This window comes from Streptomyces sp. LHD-70, from assembly GCF_031157275.1.
Classification (GTDB): Bacteria; Actinomycetota; Actinomycetes; order Streptomycetales; family Streptomycetaceae; genus Streptomyces.
This window is the reverse complement of sequence record NZ_JAVIFW010000002.1, coordinates 530,723-553,172: the sequence shown is the minus strand read 5'-3', so window position 1 is coordinate 553,172 and position 22,450 is coordinate 530,723. Positions and strand designations below refer to the sequence as shown.

Genomic DNA, 22,450 nt, shown 5'->3' with positions numbered 1-22,450 from the left:
ACGGCCGGCGGCGGGGGGAGAGGTGCGATGAACGAAGGCAGCACGATGCTCCCGTGGCATGTCATACGCCAGGACGACAACGGCAACCGCTACCGCGTCGGCCGGTACGCCACCAGGTCGGAGGCCCAGCAGGTCGCCGACAGCCTGGAGAACCGCGGCCACAAGCAGCTGTACGTGATCGAGCGGCTGAGCCAGAAGACCGCGTGACCCAGGGGACGTCTCCCGGTCTTTGCGGGTCCGCGACGGCCGGGGATTGCCCCTGGCGTTCCGGCCCGGCGCCGGAGTGCGCCTAGGCTCCGGCGCATGACGGAACGCATCCTCGTCGTCGGCGGCGCCCTGTACGCCGGAGGGCGCCTGCTCGCCGCCCGGCGCAGCGCCCCCGCCCACCTGGCCGGACGCTGGGAACTCCCCGGCGGCAAGGTCGAACCGGGCGAAGACCCCGAGCAGGCCCTCGTGCGCGAACTGCGCGAGGAACTCGGCGTCGAGGTCAAGCTCCTGGAACGGGTCCCCGGCGAGTGGCCGCTCGAGCGCCCCGGGTACGTCCTGCGGGTCTGGGCCGCCGAGTTGATCTCCGCGAGCCCCGAGGGCGTACGCCCCCTGGAGGACCACGACGCGCTGCGCTGGCTCGCGCCCGACGAGCTCTGGGACGTGGACTGGCTGGAGCACGACCGGCCGGCGGTGACGGAGGCGGCACGCTGGCACGCGCATCGCTCGTGAGGACCCATCGGCAGGGGGCGTGCGAGGTGGCGGGCGCGGAACTCGTCGCGCCGTTCGCTCCACCGTGCGCCCGCGCATACGGTAGGGCCCTCTTGATATCGGGTATGTGCTGATTAACCCCATGAAACCGGACGGGTACTGCCACCTTCCCCCTGGTCCTTTTGGAAGTGATCGGCGTGATCGACAGCGACGGCGACCGCGCTGAGGGAGCCGAGGGCCCGGAGCGCGCCGAGTGGCACTTCCCCGCCGAACCCGGAGCCGTCCGCACCGCCCGCGCCCGCGTGCGCAAACAACTCGACGCCTGGGGGCTCGACGAGGTCGGCGACATGACCGTGCTGCTCGTCAGCGAACTCGTCACCAACTCCCTGCGGCACGCCACCGGACCCATCGGCGTACGCCTCGTACGACCCGTGAACGGCTCCGATCCGCTGCGGGTGGAAGTGTCCGACCCGCTTCCGGATCCACCCCGCGAACGCAGTGCCGAACCCGATGACGAAGGCGGGCGCGGACTGCAGCTGGTGGCCTGTTCCGCGCGCCGCTGGGGTACTCGACAAGGCAGGACGGGCAAGACCGTGTGGTTCGAGGTGTCCCTGCCTGGTTAGAAGGTGAGGGAGAGCCGATCTCCTCGAACGCCCCGACGGCACACGGCCGGAATATGTCGGGACGGACAGGAGATGTGAACGCGGTGTTGCGTGCGGCCGTAGTGCTGGATACTGCGGGCTAGCCGTCCGATGGGCCTGGTCGGTGGCGGTGAGCTGGAGGGGACGGTCGCGTGAGCGAGATACCAGCCAGGGCGCGGACGCCCGAGCAGCGAAGGGGCGAGACTCGGCCAACTGCCGCCGAGGGTGCCCCCGGCGACATCACGTGGCAGTCGAGCCCGCCCGGTTCGATCTACGACTACATCAAGGTCGCGTCCTTCGCCCTCGGCCCCGACGGGCTGATCGACCAGTGGTCGCTCCGCGCCGAGCAGCTCTTCGGCATCCCCGCGCGGGAGGCCGTCGGCAAGGACCCGATCGAGGCGTTCGTCCCCGCCGACCTGCGCGCAGCCGGCCACCGCAAGGTCGCCGAGATACTCGACGGGCGTGAGTGGACGGGCGTCGTCCCCTTCCGGATGCCCGGCGACCGCGCCCTGAACGGCATCGCCGAGGTGTACGTGATGCCCACCGAGACCGAGCACGGCGACCGGGCCGCGGTCTGCATCGTCGTCGACGTACGGGCCCTGCGCGGGATCGAGACCGACCTCGCCGCGTCCCAGGCCATTTTCGGCCAATCACCCTTCGGCTTCCTGCTCTTCGGCACCGACCTCAAGGTGCAGCGCGCCAACCGCCGCTTCGCGGCCGTCTTCGGCGGTGGCGCGGACGAGCACCGCGGCCGCACCGTCCACGACTACCTGCCGCGGCAGGAGGCCGAGCGGATGCAGGCCGCGCTGCGGCACGTCCTGGAGACCGGCGAGTCCGTGACGGACATGCAGCTCGTCGGCCCCGCGCCCGGCTCCAACAACGACCGCAGGCATTGGTCGATCAACCTCTACCGCGTGCACAGCGGCAGCGGCCGGCCCATCGGCGTCGCCGGGCTCGGCACCGACGTCACCCGCAGACAAGCCGCCGCCCGCGAGGCCGCGAACGCCCGCCGCAACCTCGCCCTCCTCAACGAGGCCGGCGCCCGCATCGGCAACTCCCTCGACCTGGAGACCACCGCACGCGAACTCCTCGACGTCACGGTCCCCGTCTTCTGCGACCTCGCCTCCGTCGACCTCTACCAGGGCCTCCTCGACGGCGACGAGTCCGCGCAGGTCGGAAGCCTCGCCGACGGTTCGGCCGAGCTGCGCCGGGTCGCCTTCGCCAGCGCCGTCTCCGACGCCCCGCTCGCCGACGCGGGCGCCACGCCCGTCACCGTCGGCGCCGTGCACCGCTACGCCTTCAACTCGCCCTGCGCGGACGCCCTGCGCACCGCCCGCCCGGTGACGATCTCCGGGGGCGACGAGAACGGCCTGGTGCAGTCCACGCTCGCCGTGCCGATGGTCGCCCACGACACCGTCGTAGGACTCGCCCGCTTCTCCCGCGCCAAGGGCAGCGAACCCTTCGGCGACCGCGACCGCGCCCTCGCCGTGGAACTCGCCGCCCGCGCCGCCGTCTGCATCGACAACGCCCGCCTGTACCGAAGAGAGCACGAGCGCGCACTCATCCTGCAGCGTTCCCTGCTCCCGCCCGGCGACCCCGAGGCGTCCGGGCTCGACATCGCTTGCCGCTACCTGCCAGGCAACGCCGCCACCGAGGTCGGCGGCGACTGGTTCGACGTCATCGAACTGCCCGGACACCGCACCGCGCTCGTCGTCGGCGATGTGATGGGCCGCGGCCTGCGCGCCGCCGTCGCCATGGGTGAACTCCGTACGGCCGTACGGACGTTGGCGCTCCTCGACCTCGAACCCGCCGAAGTGCTCTCCGCCCTCGACGAGATCGCCCGCGGCCTCGGCAACCCCGCCCACACCGCCGGGAACCAGCTGCGCCCGCCGCAGTCCCCGCAGTCCACCCGCCGCGCGCTGCAGGGCCGCGACATCGACCCGGCCGAGGTGTACCTCGCGACCTGCGTGTACGCCGTCTACGACCCGGTCACCCGGCGCTGCACATTCGCCAACGCGGGCCATCTGCCGCCCGTCCTGGTCGAGCCCGGCGAGCCGGCGCTGATGCTGGAGGTGCCGCCCGGGATGCCGCTCGGCGTCGGCGGCGAGCCCTTCGAGGAGGTCGAGATCGATCTCCCCGAGGGCGCCCTGCTCGCCCTCTACACCGACGGCCTCGTGGAGTCCCGCGACCACCCGCTCGACGACGGCCTGCGCGCCTTCCGCGACGCGATCACGCCCCCGGCGGACACCCCGGGCGAGCCCCGCTCCCTCGAGGACGCCTGCGACCACGTCCTGAACACCCTGGACACCCACCACGGCGAGGACGACATCGCGCTCCTCATGGCCCGCGTCCAGGGCCTGCCCGGCGAGTCCGTCGGCGACTGGACGCTCCCGCGCGAGCCCCGCTCCGTCGGCCGCGCCCGCGAGTACGCCCGCGCCCAGCTGCTCGCCTGGGACCTCGAACCCCTCGTCGACACCACGGAGTTGCTGGTCAGCGAACTGGTCACCAACGCCCTGCGCTACGGCGAGGGCGAGATCCGGCTCCGCCTCCTCCTCGACCGCAGCCTCGTCTGCGAGGTCTGGGACGCGGGCCTGGTCCAGCCCCGCCGCCGCCGAGCCCGCGACACGGACGAGGGCGGCCGCGGCCTCCAACTGGTCGGCCTCCTCAGCGCCGCCTGGGGCTCCCGCCGCACCCCCCGCGGCAAAACGGTCTGGTTCGAACTGCCACTGCCGGACGGAGGTCCTACGGAGGAGCCTTCGGTGGAGGCGCTGTTGAGCATGTTCTAGGGCTCAAATTCAGCCCCTCCGGCGTTTGAGGAGCGGGGTCCGGGGCGGAGCCCCGAAGCTCCGCAGGATTTCGGGAAGGGGCGGGGAAGGGATCAAGCCGTCTGCTTCAGCGCAGCCAACCGCGCCTCGATCTCCGCCTGGTCGGACGCTACGTCCAACTCCTCGAACTGCGCGTCAAGGGAGGACGCCGCCAACTCCTCCTTGCCCAGCGCCCGCGCCTCCTCCCGCCGCACCTTCTCCTCGAACCGCCCCAGCTCACTCGTAGGGTCGAGTACGTCGATGCTCCGGGCCGCATCCAGCATCTGGTTCTGCGCCTGCGCGGTCTTGGCCCGAGCTACCAACTGGTCGCGCTTCGACTGGAGTTCGGTCAGCTTCCCCTTCATCCGGTCAAGCCCCGACTTCAGCTTCTCGACCACCTCCGTCTGCGCGGCGATCGTCGGCTCCGCGTCCCTCGCCTCCCGCTCGGACTGCAGTTGCCGCTGAAGGGCCACCTTGGCGAGCGCGTCGAAGCGGTCGGCGTCCGCGCCCTCGCCGGCGGCGCGCAGCTGGTCGGCCTTGTTGCTGGCGGCGCGCGCCTTGCCGCCCCACTCGCCGGCCGCGTCCACGTCCTCCCGGTGGTCCGCCTCCAGGAGCCGCAGATTGCCGATGGTCGTGGCCACCGCCTCCTCCGCCTCGGAGATGTTGCTCGTGTAGTCGCGGATCAGCTGGTCCAGCATCTTCTGCGGATCCTCGGCCTGGTCGAGCAACGCGTTGATGTTGGCCTTCGCGAGCTGGGCGACCCGCCCGAGGATGGTCTGCTTGCTCATCTCTGTCTCCTTGCACAAGGGGTAAGCCGTACGAGAGGGACCTGGCAGGCGTACGAGTCAGAAGCGCCCCCCGCCGCCCCTGCGCCCCCGCGTCCCGCCGCCCCCGAAACTCCCCGGCCCGCCCCCGCCGAAGCCGCCGCCGAACCCGCCGCCCCCGAACCCGCCTCCGAACCCGCCGCCTCCGCGCGACCGCCCGCCCCCCAGCAGCTCGCCGAGGATGATCCCGCCGAGCACCGCGCCGCCCATCCCGCCCCCGCCGCGCCCGCCGACCGTGCCGGTCGGACCGCCGAACCCGCCGCCGTACGGACTCTCGAACCCGCCCACGTCCTGCTCCGCGAGCTGCCGTGCCTCCCTGGCCAGGGCGTCCGCGCGCTGAGTCGTGGCGAGGGCGCCCGAGGCGTCGTCCGCGGCGAGCGACTCCGCCTGCGCGAGGTGCCGCTCGGCCTCGGCGAGCCGGGTCCTGGCGCCGCTGCCGACGGCGCCGCGATGGGTCGTCACGTAGTCGGACGCCGCGCCGATCGCGCTGCGCGCGGTGAGCATGGCCTGGTCGAGCAGCGCGCGGGCGCGCCGTTCCGCGCTCTCGCGTTCGCGCGCGCCGGCGAGCGCCTCGTCGAGGGCCGCGTCGGCCTCCTCGACCCGGCGCAGCGCGTCGATCGGGTCGTAGCGCCCGGCGGCCACTTCCGCGCGCACGTCCTGGGCGACCGACTCGGCCCGCGCGATCCGTCCCTGCAGGTCGGCCGTGGAGGTCCCGGGCGCCGTGCCCTTGAGGAGGCCGCGCGCGTCCGCCAGGTCCGTGTCGGTCTCGACGAGCGCACCCGGCAGCTTCCCGCTCGCCTCGGCGATCTCCTGCGCGAGCCGGTCCACCGCGTCCACGAGCGTGCCCGCCTGGTCCAACGCGCCCTCGGCGGCCCGCAGATGGACCGCGGCCCGCCCGTTGTCACCCGCGCTCACCGCCTCCCGGGCCGGAGCCAGCTGGGCCTCGGCGAAGACGAGCCGATCGCGCGCCTCGTCGACATGGCCCGCGACGGGCGCGGCGGCGGAGTCCGCGTACCGGCCGCTGAGCGCGGTGAGCGTGGCGGCGGCGGTGTCGGCCCGTGCGCCGACCCGCCGGTACTCCTCCCCGGCGTGGGCGAGCGCGTCCGGCGCGTGCTTCTCCAGGTCGCGCAGCCGGTCGAAGGCGGCGGCCTCGGCGTCGAGCCGCCGGTCGGCGGTGGTGCAGCGGGCGACGATCTCCTCCAGCATCCGCCGCCGTGTCGTGTCGTTCTCCGGCGTCGCGTCGTCGAGCCGCTGCCGCAGCCGGAAGGCCGCCGTCAGCTCGCTGTTCGCGTACGTGAGCGCCGCACCGAACGGCGCCACCGCCTCGTCGCCGAACTGGGCGCGGGCGAAGCCGAGTTCCTCGGTGCTGGTGCGGACCGCGTCGTCCGTCGCGACGAGCAGCCGCTTCGCCTCGGCGTCGAGCTCGTCGAGCGGCGCCACCGGCGGGCCCCGCTCGCCGCCGTGCGGGGTGGTGCGGGTGGCGGCCCGCCGCTTGCGCCGGGTGTACGCATACGCCGCGAGCGCCCCCGCGCCGCCGACCACGACGATCGGCAGCACCAGGTCCCCGGTGATCCCCTTCGCGCCCGAGCCGGGATCGGCGAGGCCGGGCGTGATCCTCGGGGTGGGCACGGGCTGCCCGGCGAGCACGGCCAGGTACCCGTCGGCGGCCCCCATCGCGGCGCCCGCCCAGTCGTTCTGCCGCAGCGCGGGCACGATCGCGGTACGGGAGACCTCCCGCAGCTGGGCGTCGGTGAGCGGCGAGTCCTGGTCCACGGAGGTGGCGTACTGCCGGTCCCGGGTGGCGATGGCGAGCAGCGCGTCGTCCGCGCCCAGGCCGTTGCGCTGGGCCGTCGCGTCGGCCCAGCTCCGCGCGTCACGGCCGGAGAAGTCCTGCACGTACGCGACGAAGAGCTGAACCCCGCCGTCCGCGTAGAGCCGGTCGAGTGCCTGCTCGACGGCGTCCTCGCGGTTGCCGAGCGCTCCTACCTTGTCGGTGATCTGCCCGCCGCCGGTGAGCCTGACCGGGTCGTCGGCGTACGCCCGTGGCGGCGGGGCCAACAGGAACAGGCCGAACGCGGCGAGTGCTGTCGCGACGAGCGCCACGCCGGGCAGCGAACGGGAAGACGTCACATGGGGGAGCGTATGTCCCGTTATGCCCGGTCGCGACCGGGCGCCGTGGAACCCCTTGTGGGGCTCAGCGCCCGCGCCGCCGGATCGTGTTGCCCAGCCACACCAGCGGGTCGTACTTCCGGTCGGCGGCCCGCTCCTTCAGCGGGATCAGGGCGTTGTCGGTGATGTGGATGCCCTCCGGGCACACCTCGCTGCAGCACTTGGTGATGTTGCAGTAGCCGAGGCCGTGCTCGTCCTGCGCGGTCGTCTTGCGGTCGAGGCCCTCGGCGTCGGCGGCGTCCAGCGGGTGCATGTCCAGCTCGGCGATCCGCATCAGGAAGCGGGGGCCCGCGAAGGCGCCCTTGTTCTCCTCGTGGTCACGCACCACATGGCAGGTGTCCTGGCACAGGAAGCACTCGATGCACTTGCGGAACTCCTGCGAGCGGTCCACGTCCTCCTGCGTCATCCGGTACTCACCGGGCCCCAGCTCCCGCGGCGGTACGAACGAGGGGATCTCCCGCGCCTTCTTGTAGTTGAAGCCCACATCCGTGACGAGATCGCGGATCACCGGGAACGCCCGCAGCGGCGTCACCGTGATCGTCTCCTCGCGCGAGAACACCGACATCCGCGTCATGCACATCAGCCGCGGCCGCCCGTTGATCTCCGCCGAGCACGAACCGCACTTGCCCGCCTTGCAGTTCCAGCGCACGGCCAGATCGGGGGCCTGCGTCGCCTGCAGCCGGTGGATGATGTCGAGCACGACCTCGCCGTCGTTGACCTCGACCCTGTAGTCCTCCAGGCCGCCGCCCTCGGTGTCCCCGCGCCAGACCCTGAAGCCCGCTTCGTACGAACTCAACTCCCGAGCTCCTCTTCGCTGAGGTACTTGACCAGCTCTTCCTTCTCGAACAGGGCGAGCAGGTCGGGTCGGATGGGTTCGGTCTCCTCGCGTTCGAGGCGGATCTGGCCGCGCACCGGGTCGGTGGCCGCGAGCCCGCCGGTGGGATCGGCGAGCCGGCACAGCAGGTTGGCGTGCCGCCACTGCCGGTCCATCTCGGGCCAGTCCTCGCGCGTGTGCCCGCCGCGCGACTCGGTGCGCTCCAGGGCGGCCCGCGCGATGCACTCCGAGACGAGCAGCATGTTCCGCAGATCCAGGGCGAGGTGCCAGCCGGGGTTGAACTGCCGGTGCCCCTCGACCCCGGCCCGCCGCGCCCGCACCCGCAGATCGGCCAGCTTCTTAAGGGCCTGCTCCATCTCGGGCTCCCGCCGGATGATCCCGACGAGATCGTTCATGGCCTGCTGCAACTCCTGATGCAGGGTGTACGGGTTCTCCGGCGGCCGCCCTTCGTCCGCCTCGCCCGGTGTGGGACCCTCCGCCGAGAACGGCCGCAGCGCCTCGGCCGCGGCGGCGTCCACCTGGCCCTCGTCGAGCGCGGGCCGTTCACCGAGCCCGGCCGCGTACTGCGCCGCGTGCTGTCCGGCCCGCCGCCCGAACACGAGCAGGTCGGAGAGCGAGTTCCCGCCGAGCCGGTTGGAGCCGTGCATCCCGCCGGCCACCTCGCCCGCCGCGTAGAGGCCCGGCACGGCGCGCGCCGCCGCCGAGTCCGAGTCGACCGCGATGCCGCCCATGACGTAGTGGCAGGTCGGGCCGACCTCCATCGCCTCGGCCGTGATGTCCACGTCGGCCAGCTCCTTGAACTGGTGGTACATGGACGGCAGCCGGCGCCGGATCCGGTCGGCGGGCATCCGCGTCGACACGTCCAGGAACACCCCGCCGTGCGGGGAGCCGCGGCCGGCCTTCACCTCGGCGTTGATGGCGCGGGCCACCTCGTCGCGGGGCAGCAGCTCCGGCGGGCGGCGGTTGTTGTCGGGGTCGTCGTACCAGCGGTCGCCCTCGGCCTCGGACTCCGCGTACTTCTCCTTGAAGACGTCCGGGATGTAGTCGAACATGAACCGCTTGCCCTCGGAGTTCCGGAGCACCCCGCCGTCGCCGCGCACCGACTCGGTGACCAGGATGCCCTTCACGGACGGCGGCCAGACCATGCCCGTCGGGTGGAACTGCACGAACTCCATGTTGAGCAGCGGCGCGCCCGCGAGCAGGGCGAGGGCGTGGCCGTCACCCGTGTACTCCCACGAGTTCGACGTCACCTTGAAGGACTTGCCGATGCCGCCGGTCGCGATCACCACGGCCGACGCCTCGATGACGAAGAACCGCCCGGACTCCCGCTCGTAGCAGAAGACTCCGGCGACCCGGCCGTCGGCGTCCTTCACGATCCGGGTGACGGTGCACTCCTGGAAGACCTTCAACCCGCTTTCGTAGTCCCCGGTCTCCCGGAAGTCCTCCTGCTGCAGGGCGACGATCTTCTGCTGCAGCGTGCGGATCAGCTCAAGTCCCGTACGGTCGCCGACGTGCGCGAGCCGCGGGTACTCGTGCCCGCCGAAGTTCCGCTGCGAGATCCGCCCGTCCGCGGTCCGGTCGAAGAGCGCGCCCCAGGTCTCCAACTCCCATACGCGGTCCGGTGCTTCGCGCGCGTGCAGCTCGGCCATCCGCCACTGGTTGAGGAACTTGCCGCCGCGCATCGTGTCGCGGAAGTGCACCTGCCAGCCGTCGTGCTCGTTGGCGTTGCCCATCGCCGCGGCGATGCCGCCCTCGGCCATCACCGTGTGCGCCTTGCCGAACAGCGACTTGCAGATCACGGCCGTACGAGCACCCTGCTCGCGCGCCTCGATCGCGGCGCGCAGGCCGGCGCCGCCCGCGCCGACCACGACCACGTCCCACTGCTGCCGCTCCACCTGAGTCATCGAGGCACCCTTCCTAGAAGAACCGCGGGTCGGCGAAGGCGCCGGTGGCGAGCAGATACACGTACAGGTCGGCGACGGCCACGCTGATCAACGAGGCCCAGGCGAGCTGCATATGACGGGCATTCAGCTTCCCTGCCCACTGCCACATCCGGTACCGCACCGGGTGCTTCGAGAAGTGCTTCAGCTTGCCGCCGACGATGTGCCGGCAGGAGTGACAGGACAGCGTGTACGCCCAGATGAGCCCGATGTTCACCAGCATCACCACGGTGCCGAGCCCCATGTGCCCCCACGCGTAACTCTCGTCCCGGAAGGCGAGCACGGTGTCGTACGTGAGGATCACGGCGACCGGCACGGCCGCGTAGAAGAAGTACCGGTGGATGTTCTGCAGGATCAGCGGGAAGCGCGTCTCACCGCTGTACTTCTTGTGCGGCTCGGCCACGGCGCAGGCGGGCGGCGAGGCCCAGAAGCCCCGGTAGTACGCCTTGCGGTAGTAGTAGCAGGTCAGCCGGAAGCCGAGCGGGAAGATCAGGATGAGGAGAGCGGGGGACAGGCCCCACCAGCTCCCGAAGATCTCCCAGTTGGGCCCGCCCTTCATGGGGACGCAGTTCTCCGCCAGGCACGGCGAGTAGAACGGCGAGACATAGGGCGCCGCGTAGTAGTCCGCGTTCGCGAAGGCCCGCCAGGTCGAGTAGACGACGAAGGCGAGCAGGCCCGCGGCGGTCAGCGCGGGCGAAAGCCACCAGCGGTCGGTGCGCAGATGCGGGGCGGCGATGGCGGCACGCGAGGCGCCGCGCACCCCGCCCGCGGGATCGAGGTCGGGTTCGGTGCCAGTGGCCAACGGGATCTCCAGTGGGGAGAGCTACCGGTCGTCGGTGGGGGACGGGGGTGGGTTCCACCCGGGCCGGTTGTCAGGGTGCGTGCCGGTCCTTCGCGCCCAGGCCCTCGTCGTCCACGTCCGACCACAGAGAGCTGTCGTACGGCTTGTCCGGGATCCGGATCACCTCGGGGCGGGCGCCGGGGCCCTGTCCGGGTGCGGCCTCGCGGAGCTGGGCGAGGCTGGCGCGCAGATGGTCGGTGTCGGCGCGCACCCGGCGTACGTCAAGGGTGTCGCCGACCTGCCGCTCCAGGCTGTCGACGGAGCGCCCGAGCTCGTCCAGGGAGCGCTGCGCGGCTTTCAGATCGTCTTGAAGAGACATGACTGCCCTCACTTCCGCGGTGGTGCGGTGGCATCCTCATGCGCCTGCGAGTGTCGCGCGTCACATCCTGGGTTGTGAAGGGATGCGCGCGGATTGAACGCTTCGGTGCACCGAGTGGCCGGTCCCTTGCGCTCAGCGCCCGCGATCGACCTCCGGTGGCCGCGCTCTCGCTCGCGGCAGGGCGGCCGGCCCTCAGCTGTACGGCCCGCCGTCCCACTTCCGACGGTACGCCTCGACGGCCTGCCCCACCCTCGGCCAATGGGGCGCTGTTGGGCCGGGTGGGTGGGGTTCGGGCGGCGTGTCGCCGTGTCTGTGGCGCGGGCGCGCACCGGTCACCTTCAGTGGGGGCGATAGGTGTGATCAACTCCTTATACCGCCAAACGTGATCAAACCCGGCCTACACCGGATTCGGGCGGCCGGGCGAGCCCCGGAGGTACCTAGCCATGGCCCGAATCGATTCGGCCGGCGTCAGAAAGCGCCATGTCCGCAGAGCTGCCGCCCTCCTCACCACGGGAGTCCTCGCCGTGCCCGCCCTGGCCGGCTGCGGCTCGAGCGACGAGTCCGGCACCCCCACCGCCGGTCAGGACATCGCGCCCGCGGCACGCGACCGACTCGTCGACGGGGGCAAGGTCACCTGGGCCGTGGACGGACTGCCGCAGACCCTCAACTCCTTCCAGGCGGACGCCGATCCGGCCACGAACCGCGTCGCCGGCGCCGTACTCCCGTCGATGTTCACGCTCGACGAGAAGGGCCGCCCGCAGGCCAACCCGGACTTCCTGGAGAAGGCCGAGGTCATCGAGCGCGAGCCCAAGCAGGTCGTGCTCTACAAGCTCAACCAGCAGGCGGTCTGGAGCGACGGCCGGGAGATCGGCGCCGCCGACTTCGCCGCCCAGTGGCGTGCCCTGTCCGGCAAGGACAGCGCGTACTGGACCGCCCGCAACGCCGGGTACGACCGCATCGAGAAGGTCGAGCGCGGCGCCAACAACCTGGAGGTACGGGTCACCTTCGCCAAGCCGTACGCGGACTGGCGCTCGCTGTTTTCGCCGCTGTACCCCAAGGAGGTCATGGGGACGCCGGACAGCTTCAACGACGGGGCGCGCGGCAAGCTGAAGGTCTCCGCGGGACCGTTCAGCATCGCGAAGACGGACCGCAAGGCCGGCGAGATGACGCTGGTCCGCAACCCGCGCTGGTGGGGTGAGCCCGCCAAGCTGGAGAAGCTGGTCTTCCGTGCCGTACCGCGCGCGAAACGGGCAGCCGCGCTCGCCGAGGGCAAGGTCGACCTGGCCGAGATCGGTGCCAACGATGCGGAGCGGATCGAGCTCGCCCGCCGCGAGGCCGGCGCCAAGGGCCCGCTGACCCACGGCCCCGGCGCCGACCTGACCCCCGCACAGGCGCTGCGCTCCTGGGCGATCGCACACGGCGCGAAGGGGGAGGAGCAGGCGGAAGAGGAGATCGAGGCCCGCGAGAAGAACCGCAAGGCGATCAAGCAGTACGCGGAACAGCAGAACGGCCTGCGCGGCTTCAAGGTCCGCAAGTCCCTCGAACCGGCCTACACCCAGCTCGCCCTGAACGGCGCCGAGGGCCCGCTCGCCGACGAGCGCGTCCGCCGTGCCGTGGCCCGCGCCATCGACCGCGCCGAGATCGCCGAGACCGTGCTCAAGCCGCTCGGCCTCCCCGCGAAGCCGGTCGGCAGCCACCTCGCCCTCGCCGGGCAGTACGCGTACGCCGACAACAGCAAGGCCCTCGGCAGCCAGGACACCGCCGAGGCCCAGGCCCTGCTCGCCGAGGCGGGCTGGGAGCGCGGCGGTGTGCTCGAGGAGAAGGGCGCGGGCTCCGAGTCCGAGAAGAAGGAGAAGGGCAAGTCGGAGAAGGAGTCCGAGGCCGGCTCGTCCGGCTCCGAGTCCGGCTCCGAGTCCGAGTCCGGCGACGGCACGTACATCGTCGGCCAGGACGACAAGCCCGCCGACCGGGACGACCGGCAGCAGGCGAAGAGCAGGGACGCGGTCCCGGGCGCGTACGCCCCGAAGGGCACGGCCGCCCCGAAGGACGAGAAGGCCAAGAACGAGAAGGAAGAGAAGGAGAAGAAGGAGAAGGAGAAGAAGGAGGGGGACGGCGAGAAGGCCAAGGACAAGAAGGAAGCCGAGCCACAGAAGAAGGAGAAGGAGAAGGACAAGGAGAAGGAGCAGGACAAGGAGAAGGGGAAGGGCGCCAAGGGTTCCGCGGCCAAGCCCGCCTCCGGGCCGATGGCCAAGGACGGCAAGGCGCTGACCCTCCGCTTCGTCCTCCCCTCCGGTCCCGGCTCGGAGTCGCTGCGTACCGTCGGCGACAAGATCTCCCGCATGCTGGAGCGGATCGGGGTCCGTACGGAGATCGAGAAGGTCGAGGACGACAGCTACTTCAAGGACCACATCGCGTCCGGCCAGTACGACCTGGCGCTCTACTCGTGGCCCGCCTCCGCCTACCCGGCCACCGACGGCCGGCCGATCTTCGCCAAGCCGGTGCCCGCGGCCGACGGGTCGCTGAACGTCGAGCAGAACTACACCCGCGTCGGCACCGACCACATCGACCAGCTCTTCGAGCAGGCCGTGGCGGAGCTGGACGAGGCGAAGGCGCGGGAGCTGGTGCGCAAGGCCGACGCCCGGATCTGGGCCGCGGCCGGTTCCCTCCCGCTCTACCAGCGGCCGCAGCTGTACGCGGCGCGGCCGAACCTCGCGAACGCGGGCGCCTTCGGCTTCGAGACGCCGCACTTCGAGGACATCGGCTACGTGAAGCCGGGGGCCGGGAAGCCGAAGAAGTAGCGACGTGGGAGGGGGTTCGGGGCGCCTGCCCCGGACCTCCTCGCGGACCCCGCCCATGCCGCCCCTGCGAGGTCAACGTAGGATGGGGTGAGGCCGTGGCGTGTCCAGCCCGGCAGGGCTCGCGTACCGGACCGTACGCGCCAGCCGACCACTCTTCCCGGGAGAAGCGCCGCAAGTATGCCCACGCGCCATGACATTCGTAACGTCGCCATCGTCGCCCACGTCGACCACGGCAAGACGACCATCGTCGACGCCATGCTCAAGCAGGCGGGTGCATTCGCCGCGCACGCCGCCGAGTCGCTCGACGACCGCATGATGGACTCGAACGACCTGGAGCGTGAGAAGGGCATCACGATCCTGGCGAAGAACACGGCGGTGAAGTACCACCCCAAGGATGGCGGCGACGCCATCACGATCAACATCATCGACACCCCCGGCCACGCCGACTTCGGTGGCGAGGTCGAGCGCGGCCTGTCGATGGTGGACGCGGTCGTCCTGCTCGTCGACGCCTCCGAGGGCCCGCTGCCGCAGACCCGCTTCGTGCTGCGCAAGGCCCTGATGCAGCGGCTGCCCGTCATCCTCTGCATCAACAAGACGGACCGCCCGGACTCCCGGATCGACGAGGTGGTCAACGAGACGTACGACCTCTTCCTCGACCTGGACGCCGACGAGGACCAGATCGAGTTCCCGATCGTCTACGCCTGCGGCCGTGACGGCGTCGCGTCGCTGACCAAGCCGGAGGACGGCACGGTCCCGGCGGACTCCACCAACCTGGAGCCGTTCTTCACCACGCTCCTGGAGCACGTCCCGGCGCCCAAGTTCGACGAGAACGGCCCGCTGCAGGCGCACGTCACGAACCTCGACGCCGACAACTTCCTCGGCCGTATCGCGCTGCTCCGCGTCGAGCAGGGCGAGCTGCGCAAGGGCCAGACCGTGGCCTGGATGAAGCGCGACGGCTCCGTCGCGAACGTCCGCATCTCCGAGCTGATGATGACCGAGGCGCTCACCCGCAAGCCCGCCGAGGTCGCGGGCCCCGGTGACATCTGCGCCGTCGCCGGTATCCCGGACATCATGATCGGCGAGACCCTGGCCGACCCGGAGAACCCGGTCGCGCTGCCGCTGATCACGGTCGACGAGCCCGCGATCTCCATGACGATCGGTACGAACACCTCGCCGCTCGTCGGCCGCGGCGGCACCGGCAAGGGCGCCGACGCGAAGGCCGCCGTCAAGGACCGCAAGGTCACCGCCCGCCAGGTCAAGGACCGCCTGGACCGCGAGCTGATCGGTAACGTCTCGCTCCGCGTCCTCGACACCGAGCGCCCCGACGCCTGGGAGGTGCAGGGCCGCGGTGAGCTGGCCCTGGCGATCCTGGTCGAGCAGATGCGCCGCGAGGGCTTCGAGCTGACCATCGGCAAGCCGCAGGTCGTCACGCAGGAGATCGACGGCAAGACGCACGAGCCGGTCGAGCGCATGACGATCGACGTGCCCGAGGAGCACATGGGCGCCGTCACCCAGCTCATGGGCGTCCGCAAGGGCCGCATGGACAACATGTCGAACCACGGCTCCGGCTGGGTCCGCATGGAGTTCGTCGTCCCGTCCCGTGGCCTCATCGGCTTCCGTACGGAGTTCCTCACCAACACCCGCGGTACGGGTATCGCGCACTCCATCCACGAGGGCCACGAGCCGTGGTTCGGCACGCTGACGACCCGTAACAACGGTTCGCTGGTCGCCGACCGCGCCGGTTCGGTCACCCCGTTCGCGATGATCAACCTGCAGGAGCGCGGCGTCCTGTTCACCGAGCCCGGCACCGAGGTGTACGAGGGCATGATCGTCGGCGAGAACTCGCGCGCCGACGACATGGACGTGAACATCACCAAGGAGAAGAAGCTCACCAACATGCGTGCGGCTTCCGCGGACACCACCGAGAACGTGGTGCCGGCCCGCAAGCTCTCCCTGGAGCAGTGCCTGGAGTTCTGCCGCGACGACGAGTGCGTCGAGGTGACCCCGGAGGCCGTGCGTATCCGCAAGGTCAACCTGAACAAGACCGAGCGCGCCCGCAACGCCTCGCGCGCCAAGCACAGCTGAGGCACCGAACACAGCTGAGGCACCCCAGCACACCTGAGGCTCCGCCAGAGCCTTTCCGACTGGCCCGACTCCACGCCCAACTCGGCGTAGAGTCGGGCCAGTCGGCGTTTTCCGGGGTCGTTCCCGGCGTCGGGTCTACGCGCCTTGAACGGAAGTGACCCGCGGCGCCGTACGCGCAACAGGTTTTGTCTCACGGGCCGTCCGAATACCGGACGTAGCTGACCGATAGATGGGTAACGAGTCCGTTTCGCGGCCATCTATCTAGGATCGGTTTGTCCACATTTCGGAAGATGTACGTGTCAGGTGTGATCGAACCGAGACCAAAAGGGTGTGGCCGGGCCGAACCCCATGGCTAATAGTTGAGCGCGAAGAGCTCGGGTCAATGGGTCACGCGCTGTGGGGAGCGCCGACTCACGAGCACACTGGGGCACTCAACTCGCGCCGTCAGGGGTGTCGGTGGGATGTCGCGTGCCCTCTCTTGTAGTGAACAAGTGGACTCATGAGGAGGAACCCATGCGCGGTGCCAAGAGCGCCAAATGGGTCGCGATAGCCAGCGTCGTCGCATTGGGTGCGACCGCCTGTGGCGGCGGCGGCAACAGCGGCAGTGACGACATGAACAAGGGGTCGGCCGATCCCAAGGGCATCGTCACCGCCCAGCTGAGCGAGCCGCAGAACCCGCTCCAGCCCGCCAACGCCAAGGAGAGCCAGGGCTCTCGCGTCCTGCGCACGGTGTTCGCCACGCTCGTCGACTACGAGCCCGGCACCGGCAAGCTGCAGAACATCAACGCCGAGTCGGTCGAGCCCAACAAGGACTCCTCCGTCTGGACCGTGAAGCTCAAGAAGGGCTGGAAGTTCCACGACGGCACCCCGGTCACCGCGCAGTCCTACGTGGACTCGTGGAACTGGTCGGCCAACGTCAAGAACAACCAGACCAACTCCAGCTGGTTCGCCGACATCAAGGGCTACGAGGACGTCCACCCGGAGAAGGGTGACCCCAAGAGCGACAAGATGTCCGGCCTGAAGGTCGTCGACGAGCACACCTTCACCATCTCCCTGACCGGCTCCGTCTCGTACTTCGCGTACAAGCTGGGCTACGACGTCTGGGCCCCGCTGCCGGAGTCCTTCTTCAAGGACCCGAAGGCCGCGGGCGAGAAGCCGATCGGCAACGGCCCCTACAAGTTCGTCTCGTGGGACCACAACAAGCTCATCAAGGTCCGCAAGTACGAGGACTACAAGGGCCCGAACGCCGCGAAGAACGGCGGCATCGACTTCAAGAACTACACGACCGCGGACGCCGCTTACTCGGACCTGCGCTCGGACAACCTGGACTGGATCGAGCAGGTCCCGACCACGGCCCTGACGAACTACAAGGACGACCTGGGCAAGCGCGCGATCGACGAGGAGTACTCGGCGGTCCAGTCCATCGTCCCGGCGTTCTACACCGATCAGTTCAAGGACATCGACCCGAAGGTCATCCAGGGTCTGTCCATGGCGATCGACCGTGAGCAGATCACCAAGACGGTGCTGCACGGCTCGCGCACCCCGGCCGACTCCTTCGTCGCCCGCGGCGTCATCGGCCACAAGCCGGGCGCTCTCGGCGACGTCGCCAAGTTCGACCCGAAGAAGGCCAAGGCCCTCATCAAGGAGGGTGGCGGCGTCCCGAAGAACAAGATCTCCATCCAGTACAACGCCGACCAGGACCACAAGCCCTGGGTCGACGCGGTCTGCAACTCCATCAAGCAGTCCGTGGGCGTCGAGTGCGTCGGCGACTCCAAGCCGACCTTCCAGGCCGACCTGAACGCGCGTGACAAGAAGCAGGTCAAGTCCATGTACCGCGGTGGCTGGGTGCTCGACTACCCGGTCAACTCGAACTTCATGAGGGACCTGTACGGCAGCAAGGCCGCCGGTAACACCAGCGGTTACTCCAACAAGGAGTTCGACGAGCTCGCCGCCAAGGCGGACAAGGCTCCCACCCTCGACGAGACGGTGAAGCTCTACCAGGAGGCGGAGCAGCTCCTCGTCAAGGACATGCCGGCCATCCCGCTGTGGTTCTACAAGGTCAACAGCGGTCAGTCGACCAACGTCTTCGGCAAGATTCCCTACGGCCAGGACGGCGACCCGATCTTCACCGACGTCCAGGTGAAGAAGAAGTAAGTTCCGGGACCGCAGGCCCGAGCCGCCGCGCCCCCTTCGACGGGGTGCGGCGGCCTCGGGCCACAGGCGTAGGCCCGTAACTCTCCACCCCCCACCAGCGGTTGATGAGTGCCAGGCTGCGCCGGACCCCTCACGGCATGGAGGCATGATGGGGCGCTACGCCGCCAGGCGACTGCTCCAGATGATCCCGATCTTCATCGGGACGACTCTGTTGATTTTCCTCATGGTCCACATCCTTCCCGGAGACCCCATCCGGGCGATGTGGGGTGACAAGGCGGCCGACCCCGCTCAGGTCGCCGCGCTGCGCCATGAGTTCGGGCTCGATCAGCCTGTTTGGAAGCAGTACATCGACTACATGCTGAATCTCTTCCAGGGAGACTTCGGCAAGACCTTCGGTGGCCGGCAGGTCATCGACGTGATGTCGGAGGCGTTCCCCGTGACGCTCCGCCTCACGCTCTTCGCGATCGCCATCGAGATCGTCGTCGGCATCGGGCTCGGCGCCTGGGCCGGTCTCAAGGCCGGCAAGGCCCCCGACTCCGGCGTGCTGATCTTCACGCTCCTGGTGATCTCCATCCCGGTGTTCGTGCTCGGCTACCTCGCCCGCTTCGTCCTCGCGGACAAGCTCGGCTGGGTGGCGCCGAACGTCCAGGACTCCGAGAACTGGGGGCAGTTGTTCCTGCCGGCCTTCGTCCTCGCCATGCTCTCCATGGCGTACGTGGCGCGGCTGACGCGGACCACCTTCGCGGAGAACCTGCGCGCCGACTACATGCGCACCGCGCTCGCCAAGGGCCTGCCGCGGCGCCGCATCGTGGGCGTGCACCTGCTGCGCAACTCGCTGATCCCGGTGATCACCTTCATCGGCACGGACGTCGGCGCCTTCATCGGCGGCGCCGTCATCACCGAGGGCATCTTCAATGTTCAGGGCGTCGGCAACGTGCTCTTCCGGGCCATCCAGACGAGCGAGGGCACCACGATCGTCGGTGTGGTGACGGTCCTGGTGCTCGTCATCCTCCTGATCAATCTCGTCATCGACCTGCTGTACGCGGTCCTGGACCCGAGGATCCGGTATGCCTGACACCTCATCGACCACGCTCACGGCAGCCGAGAAGACGGGCGGCGACACCGCCGCCCCCGTGTCGAAGCCCGAGCAGCGCAAGCCCCGCAGCCTGTGGGGAGACGCCTGGTTCGAGCTGCGGCACCGGCCCATGTTCTGGGTGTCGGCCACGCTCCTCGTACTGCTCCTGCTGATCGCCGCCTTCCCGGGCCTGTTCACCAGCGCCGACCCCACCAAGGGCGACCTGACGAACCACTTCCTGAGCAAGCCGGAGCTGACGCACTTTTTCCAGCCCGACTGGTTCGGCTACGACGGCCAGGGCCGCTCCATCTACGCCCGCGTCATCTACGGCACCCGCGCCTCGATCCTCGTCGGCGTCGGCGTGACCGCCGCGGTGACGCTCGTCGGCGGCCTGCTCGGCCTGGTCGCGGGGTACTTCGGCGGACTGGTCGACTCGATCATCTCCCGGCTGACGGACATGTTCTTCGGCATCCCGTTCCTGCTCGGCGCGATGGTCGTCCTGAACGCGTTCACCGAACGCAAGGTGTACGTGGTGGTGCTGGCCCTCGCCTTCCTCGGCTGGACCTCCATGGCCCGTGTCACCCGCAGTTCGGTGATCAGCGCCAAGCAGGCGGACTACGTGACGGCGGCCCGCGCCCTCGGCGCGAGCACCACGCGGATGCTCTTCCGGCATGTGCTGCCCAACGCCATCGCGCCGACCATCGTGGTCGCCACGATCGCCCTGGGCGGCTACATCTCGGCGGAGGCGACGCTCTCGTACCTCGGCCTCGGTCTCTCCGAGCCGACGATCTCCTGGGGCATCGACATCTCGCAGGGCTCCAAGGCGATCCGCGACAACCCGCACGCGCTGATGTTCCCGGCCGGAATGCTGACGCTCACGGTCTTCGCGTTCATCATGCTCGGCGACGCGGTCCGCGACGCCCTCGACCCCAAGCTGCGCTGAGGAGGGCGTACGTGACCACTATCGACAAGACCATGAGCGTCCCGGGCCCGCGCGGCGGGTCCGAGTCCGGCGCCCCCCTGCTCGAAGTGCGCGATCTGCACGTCGAGTTCCACACCCGTGACGGTGTGGCCAAGGCGGTGAACGGCGTCAACTACACCGTGGACGCGGGCGAGACGCTCGCCGTGCTCGGTGAGTCCGGCTCCGGCAAGTCCGTGACCGCGCAGGCGATCATGGGCATCCTCGACATGCCGCCCGGCCGGATCCCGCGCGGCGAGATCCGCTTCCGCGGCGAGGACATGCTCACCATGTCCAACGAGGAGCGGCGCAGGGTCCGCGGCCAGAAGATCGCCATGATCTTCCAGGACGCGCTCTCCGCCCTCAACCCCGTGCTCTCGGTGGGCTATCAGCTCGGCGAGATGTTCCGCGTGCACCAGGGCATGAACAAGAAGCAGGCCAAGGCCCGGTCCATCGAGCTGATGGAGCGGGTGCGCATCCCGGCGGCCAAGGAGCGGGTGAACGACTACCCGCACCAGTTCTCCGGCGGTATGCGCCAGCGCATCATGATCGCCATGGCGCTGGCCCTGGAGCCCGACCTGATCATCGCGGACGAGCCGACCACGGCCCTCGACGTGACGGTGCAGGCCCAGGTCATGGACCTCCTCGCTGAGCTGCAGCAGGAGTTCAACATGGGCCTGATCCTGATCACCCACGACCTGGGTGTGGTCGCCGACGTCGCCGACAAGATCGCGGTGATGTACGCGGGCCGGATCGTGGAGACCGCCCCGGTGCACGAGCTGTACAAGCGGCCCGCGCACCCGTACACGCGCGGCCTGCTCGACTCGATCCCGCGCCTGGACCAGAAGGGCCAGGAGCTGTACGCGATCAAGGGCCTGCCGCCCAACCTGACCCGGATCCCGACCGGTTGCGCCTTCAACCCGCGCTGCCCGAAGGCCGAGGACATCTGCCGTACGGACGTGCCCGTCCTGCACCAGGTGACCGAGCAGGGCGGCGGCGACATCGCCGGCCGGGGCAGCGCCTGCCACTTCTGGAAGGAGACGATCCATGGCTGAGCTGAACAAGGGCGAAGAGCCGATGGACGCGACGCCCAACGTCTCCGAGGTGGACGCGTCCGGCGCCGCCAGCGAGAGCGAGGCGGTCGAGGCGATCGAGGCGCCCGTCGAGCGCGGTGAGCCGATCCTTCAGGTGCGCAACCTGGTCAAGCACTTCCCGCTGACCCAGGGCATCCTCCTGAAGCGGCAGATCGGCGCGGTCAAGGCCGTCGACGGGATCTCCTTCGACCTGTACCAGGGCGAGACCCTGGGCATCGTGGGCGAGTCCGGCTGCGGCAAGTCCACGGTCGCCAAGCTCCTGATGCTGCTCGAAACGGCCACCTCCGGCGAGGTGTTCTACAAGGGCCAGGACATCACCCGCCTGTCGGGCCGTGCGCTGAAGGCCGTGCGCCGCAACATCCAGATGGTGTTCCAGGACCCGTACACCTCGCTCAACCCGCGCATGACGGTCGGCGACATCATCGGGGAGCCCTTCGACATCCACCCGGAGGCGGCCCCGAAGGGCGACCGCCGCCGCAAGGTCCAGGACCTCCTGGACGTCGTGGGTCTCAACCCGGAGTACATCAACCGCTATCCGCACCAGTTCTCCGGCGGCCAGCGCCAGCGCATCGGCATCGCCCGCGGCCTCGCGCTCAACCCGGAGATCATCATCTGCGACGAGCCGGTCTCCGCGCTCGACGTGTCGGTGCAGGCGCAGGTCATCAACCTGATGGAGAAGCTGCAGGACGAGTTCAACCTGTCCTACCTCTTCATCGCGCACGACCTGTCGATCGTGCGGCACATCTCCGACCGTGTCGGCGTGATGTACCTGGGCAAGATGGCCGAGATCGGCACGGACGCCCAGATCTACGAGCACCCGACGCACCCGTACACGCAGGCGCTGCTCTCCGCGGTGCCCGTGCCGGACCCGGAGGCCCGCGAGGGCCGGGAGCGGATCATCCTCACCGGGGACGTCCCGTCGCCGGCCAACCCGCCCTCCGGCTGCCGGTTCCGTACGCGCTGCTGGAAGGCGCAGGACAAGTGCGCCGAGGAGACGCCGCTGCTCGCGGTGCCCGAGCGGTTCAAGAGCTCGGACACCCCGGCGGCGCACGAGTCGGCCTGCCACTTCGCCGAGGAGAAGGACGTCGTGCACGCGGCCTGACCCTGTGTCATGGCGCGCAATCGGCCTGACGCTGTTTCACCTCGACCCCCCGGAAGCCCACTCGGGCATCCGGGGGGTTTTGGCGTACGGGGGCGCACGGAAGGCGGTCGTGCAC

At 70.1% G+C, this 22,450-nt stretch carries 17 protein-coding genes; 11 read left to right on the top strand and 6 right to left on the bottom strand.

Going from position 1 to position 22,450, the window contains the following annotated elements; translation table 11 throughout:
- The first annotated feature begins 27 nt into the window (after positions 1-27).
- The 4 genes from RCO28_RS07480 to RCO28_RS07465 all read left to right on the top strand — a co-directional run bounded on the left by RCO28_RS07480 (position 28) and on the right by RCO28_RS07465 (position 4,123).
- Positions 28-207 (top strand): SPOR domain-containing protein, encoded by a 180-nt coding sequence (locus RCO28_RS07480; RefSeq protein ID WP_308940160.1) that lies wholly within the window; start codon positions 28-30, stop codon positions 205-207.
- Between the two features lie 96 nt (positions 208-303).
- On the top strand, positions 304-717 hold the full coding sequence (locus RCO28_RS07475; RefSeq protein WP_308940159.1) for a (deoxy)nucleoside triphosphate pyrophosphohydrolase: 414 nt from the start codon (positions 304-306) through the stop codon (positions 715-717).
- A 167-nt stretch (positions 718-884) separates the two neighbouring features.
- Positions 885-1,319, top strand: coding sequence for an ATP-binding protein (locus RCO28_RS07470; RefSeq protein WP_308940158.1), 435 nt, complete (start codon positions 885-887; stop codon positions 1,317-1,319).
- Between the two features lie 170 nt (positions 1,320-1,489).
- Entirely contained in the window at positions 1,490-4,123 is a 2,634-nt protein-coding gene (locus RCO28_RS07465) for a SpoIIE family protein phosphatase (protein ID WP_308940157.1), read from the top strand.
- A gap of 92 nt (positions 4,124-4,215) precedes the next feature.
- Here RCO28_RS07465 and RCO28_RS07460 read toward each other — a convergent pair whose 3' ends face one another.
- From RCO28_RS07460 to RCO28_RS07435, 6 genes are all read right to left on the bottom strand, one after another.
- The gene (locus RCO28_RS07460; RefSeq protein WP_308940156.1) at positions 4,216-4,929 is read right to left on the bottom strand and encodes a PspA/IM30 family protein; all 714 of its coding nucleotides are present in this window, start codon (positions 4,927-4,929) and stop codon (positions 4,216-4,218) included.
- 57 nt (positions 4,930-4,986) lie between these two features.
- Complete coding sequence (locus RCO28_RS07455; RefSeq protein WP_308940155.1) at positions 4,987-7,095, bottom strand: TPM domain-containing protein; 2,109 nt, start codon at positions 7,093-7,095, stop codon at positions 4,987-4,989.
- 64 nt (positions 7,096-7,159) lie between these two features.
- A complete protein-coding gene (locus tag RCO28_RS07450; protein WP_308940154.1) occupies positions 7,160-7,930 on the bottom strand; it encodes a succinate dehydrogenase/fumarate reductase iron-sulfur subunit in 771 nt (256 codons plus the stop codon).
- Positions 7,927-9,873: a fumarate reductase/succinate dehydrogenase flavoprotein subunit gene (locus RCO28_RS07445; protein WP_308940153.1), complete on the bottom strand. Its 1,947-nt coding sequence runs from the start codon at positions 9,871-9,873 to the stop codon at positions 7,927-7,929. Before RCO28_RS07445 ends, RCO28_RS07450 begins: the two co-directional genes overlap by 4 nt.
- A 13-nt stretch (positions 9,874-9,886) precedes the next feature.
- The gene (locus RCO28_RS07440; protein ID WP_308940152.1) at positions 9,887-10,711 is read right to left on the bottom strand and encodes a hypothetical protein; all 825 of its coding nucleotides are present in this window, start codon (positions 10,709-10,711) and stop codon (positions 9,887-9,889) included.
- Between the two features lie 70 nt (positions 10,712-10,781).
- Positions 10,782-11,069 carry a hypothetical protein gene (locus RCO28_RS07435; protein ID WP_308940151.1) on the bottom strand — a complete coding sequence of 96 codons (288 nt, stop codon included), beginning with the start codon at positions 11,067-11,069 and terminating at the stop codon, positions 10,782-10,784.
- A gap of 443 nt (positions 11,070-11,512) precedes the next feature.
- On the opposite strand from RCO28_RS07435, the gene RCO28_RS07430 reads away from it, so the two are divergent.
- The 7 genes from RCO28_RS07430 (at position 11,513) to RCO28_RS07400 (ending at position 22,335) form a co-directional block, all read left to right on the top strand.
- Positions 11,513-13,867, top strand: coding sequence for an ABC transporter family substrate-binding protein (locus RCO28_RS07430; protein WP_308940150.1), 2,355 nt, complete (start codon positions 11,513-11,515; stop codon positions 13,865-13,867).
- Positions 13,868-14,044: 177 nt separating this feature from the next.
- Positions 14,045-15,952: a translational GTPase TypA gene (gene typA / locus RCO28_RS07425; RefSeq protein ID WP_308940149.1), complete on the top strand. Its 1,908-nt coding sequence runs from the start codon at positions 14,045-14,047 to the stop codon at positions 15,950-15,952.
- A 513-nt stretch (positions 15,953-16,465) separates the two neighbouring features.
- Positions 16,466-18,106 (top strand): ABC transporter substrate-binding protein, encoded by a 1,641-nt coding sequence (locus RCO28_RS07420; protein ID WP_308940148.1) that lies wholly within the window; start codon positions 16,466-16,468, stop codon positions 18,104-18,106.
- Positions 18,107-18,254: 148 nt separating this feature from the next.
- Complete coding sequence (locus RCO28_RS07415; RefSeq protein WP_308940147.1) at positions 18,255-19,181, top strand: ABC transporter permease; 927 nt, start codon at positions 18,255-18,257, stop codon at positions 19,179-19,181.
- Complete coding sequence (locus tag RCO28_RS07410; protein ID WP_308940146.1) at positions 19,174-20,124, top strand: ABC transporter permease; 951 nt, start codon at positions 19,174-19,176, stop codon at positions 20,122-20,124. Before RCO28_RS07415 ends, RCO28_RS07410 begins: the two co-directional genes overlap by 8 nt.
- An 11-nt stretch (positions 20,125-20,135) precedes the next feature.
- Positions 20,136-21,194 (top strand): ABC transporter ATP-binding protein, encoded by a 1,059-nt coding sequence (locus RCO28_RS07405; RefSeq protein WP_308940145.1) that lies wholly within the window; start codon positions 20,136-20,138, stop codon positions 21,192-21,194.
- On the top strand, positions 21,187-22,335 hold the full coding sequence (locus RCO28_RS07400; protein ID WP_308940144.1) for a dipeptide ABC transporter ATP-binding protein: 1,149 nt from the start codon (positions 21,187-21,189) through the stop codon (positions 22,333-22,335). The genes RCO28_RS07405 and RCO28_RS07400 overlap by 8 nt, the downstream gene beginning before the upstream one ends.
- The last annotated feature ends 115 nt before the right edge of the window (positions 22,336-22,450 follow it).

What these genes read in the sequence shown, in the direction of transcription:
- RCO28_RS07410 (WP_308940146.1), top strand. Translation starts at nt 19,174, where the DNA reads ATGCCTGACACCTCATCGACCACGCTCACGGCAGCCGAGAAGACGGGC.
- typA (WP_308940149.1), top strand. Translation starts at nt 14,045, where the DNA reads ATGCCCACGCGCCATGACATTCGTAACGTCGCCATCGTCGCCCACGTC.
- RCO28_RS07435 (WP_308940151.1), bottom strand. Translation starts at nt 11,069, where the DNA reads ATGTCTCTTCAAGACGATCTGAAAGCCGCGCAGCGCTCCCTGGACGAG.
- RCO28_RS07480 (WP_308940160.1), top strand. Translation starts at nt 28, where the DNA reads ATGAACGAAGGCAGCACGATGCTCCCGTGGCATGTCATACGCCAGGAC.
- RCO28_RS07460 (WP_308940156.1), bottom strand. Translation starts at nt 4,929, where the DNA reads ATGAGCAAGCAGACCATCCTCGGGCGGGTCGCCCAGCTCGCGAAGGCC.
- RCO28_RS07400 (WP_308940144.1), top strand. Translation starts at nt 21,187, where the DNA reads ATGGCTGAGCTGAACAAGGGCGAAGAGCCGATGGACGCGACGCCCAAC.
- RCO28_RS07420 (WP_308940148.1), top strand. Translation starts at nt 16,466, where the DNA reads ATGCGCGGTGCCAAGAGCGCCAAATGGGTCGCGATAGCCAGCGTCGTC.
- RCO28_RS07430 (WP_308940150.1), top strand. Translation starts at nt 11,513, where the DNA reads ATGGCCCGAATCGATTCGGCCGGCGTCAGAAAGCGCCATGTCCGCAGA.
- RCO28_RS07445 (WP_308940153.1), bottom strand. Translation starts at nt 9,873, where the DNA reads ATGACTCAGGTGGAGCGGCAGCAGTGGGACGTGGTCGTGGTCGGCGCG.
- RCO28_RS07415 (WP_308940147.1), top strand. Translation starts at nt 18,255, where the DNA reads ATGGGGCGCTACGCCGCCAGGCGACTGCTCCAGATGATCCCGATCTTC.
- RCO28_RS07475 (WP_308940159.1), top strand. Translation starts at nt 304, where the DNA reads ATGACGGAACGCATCCTCGTCGTCGGCGGCGCCCTGTACGCCGGAGGG.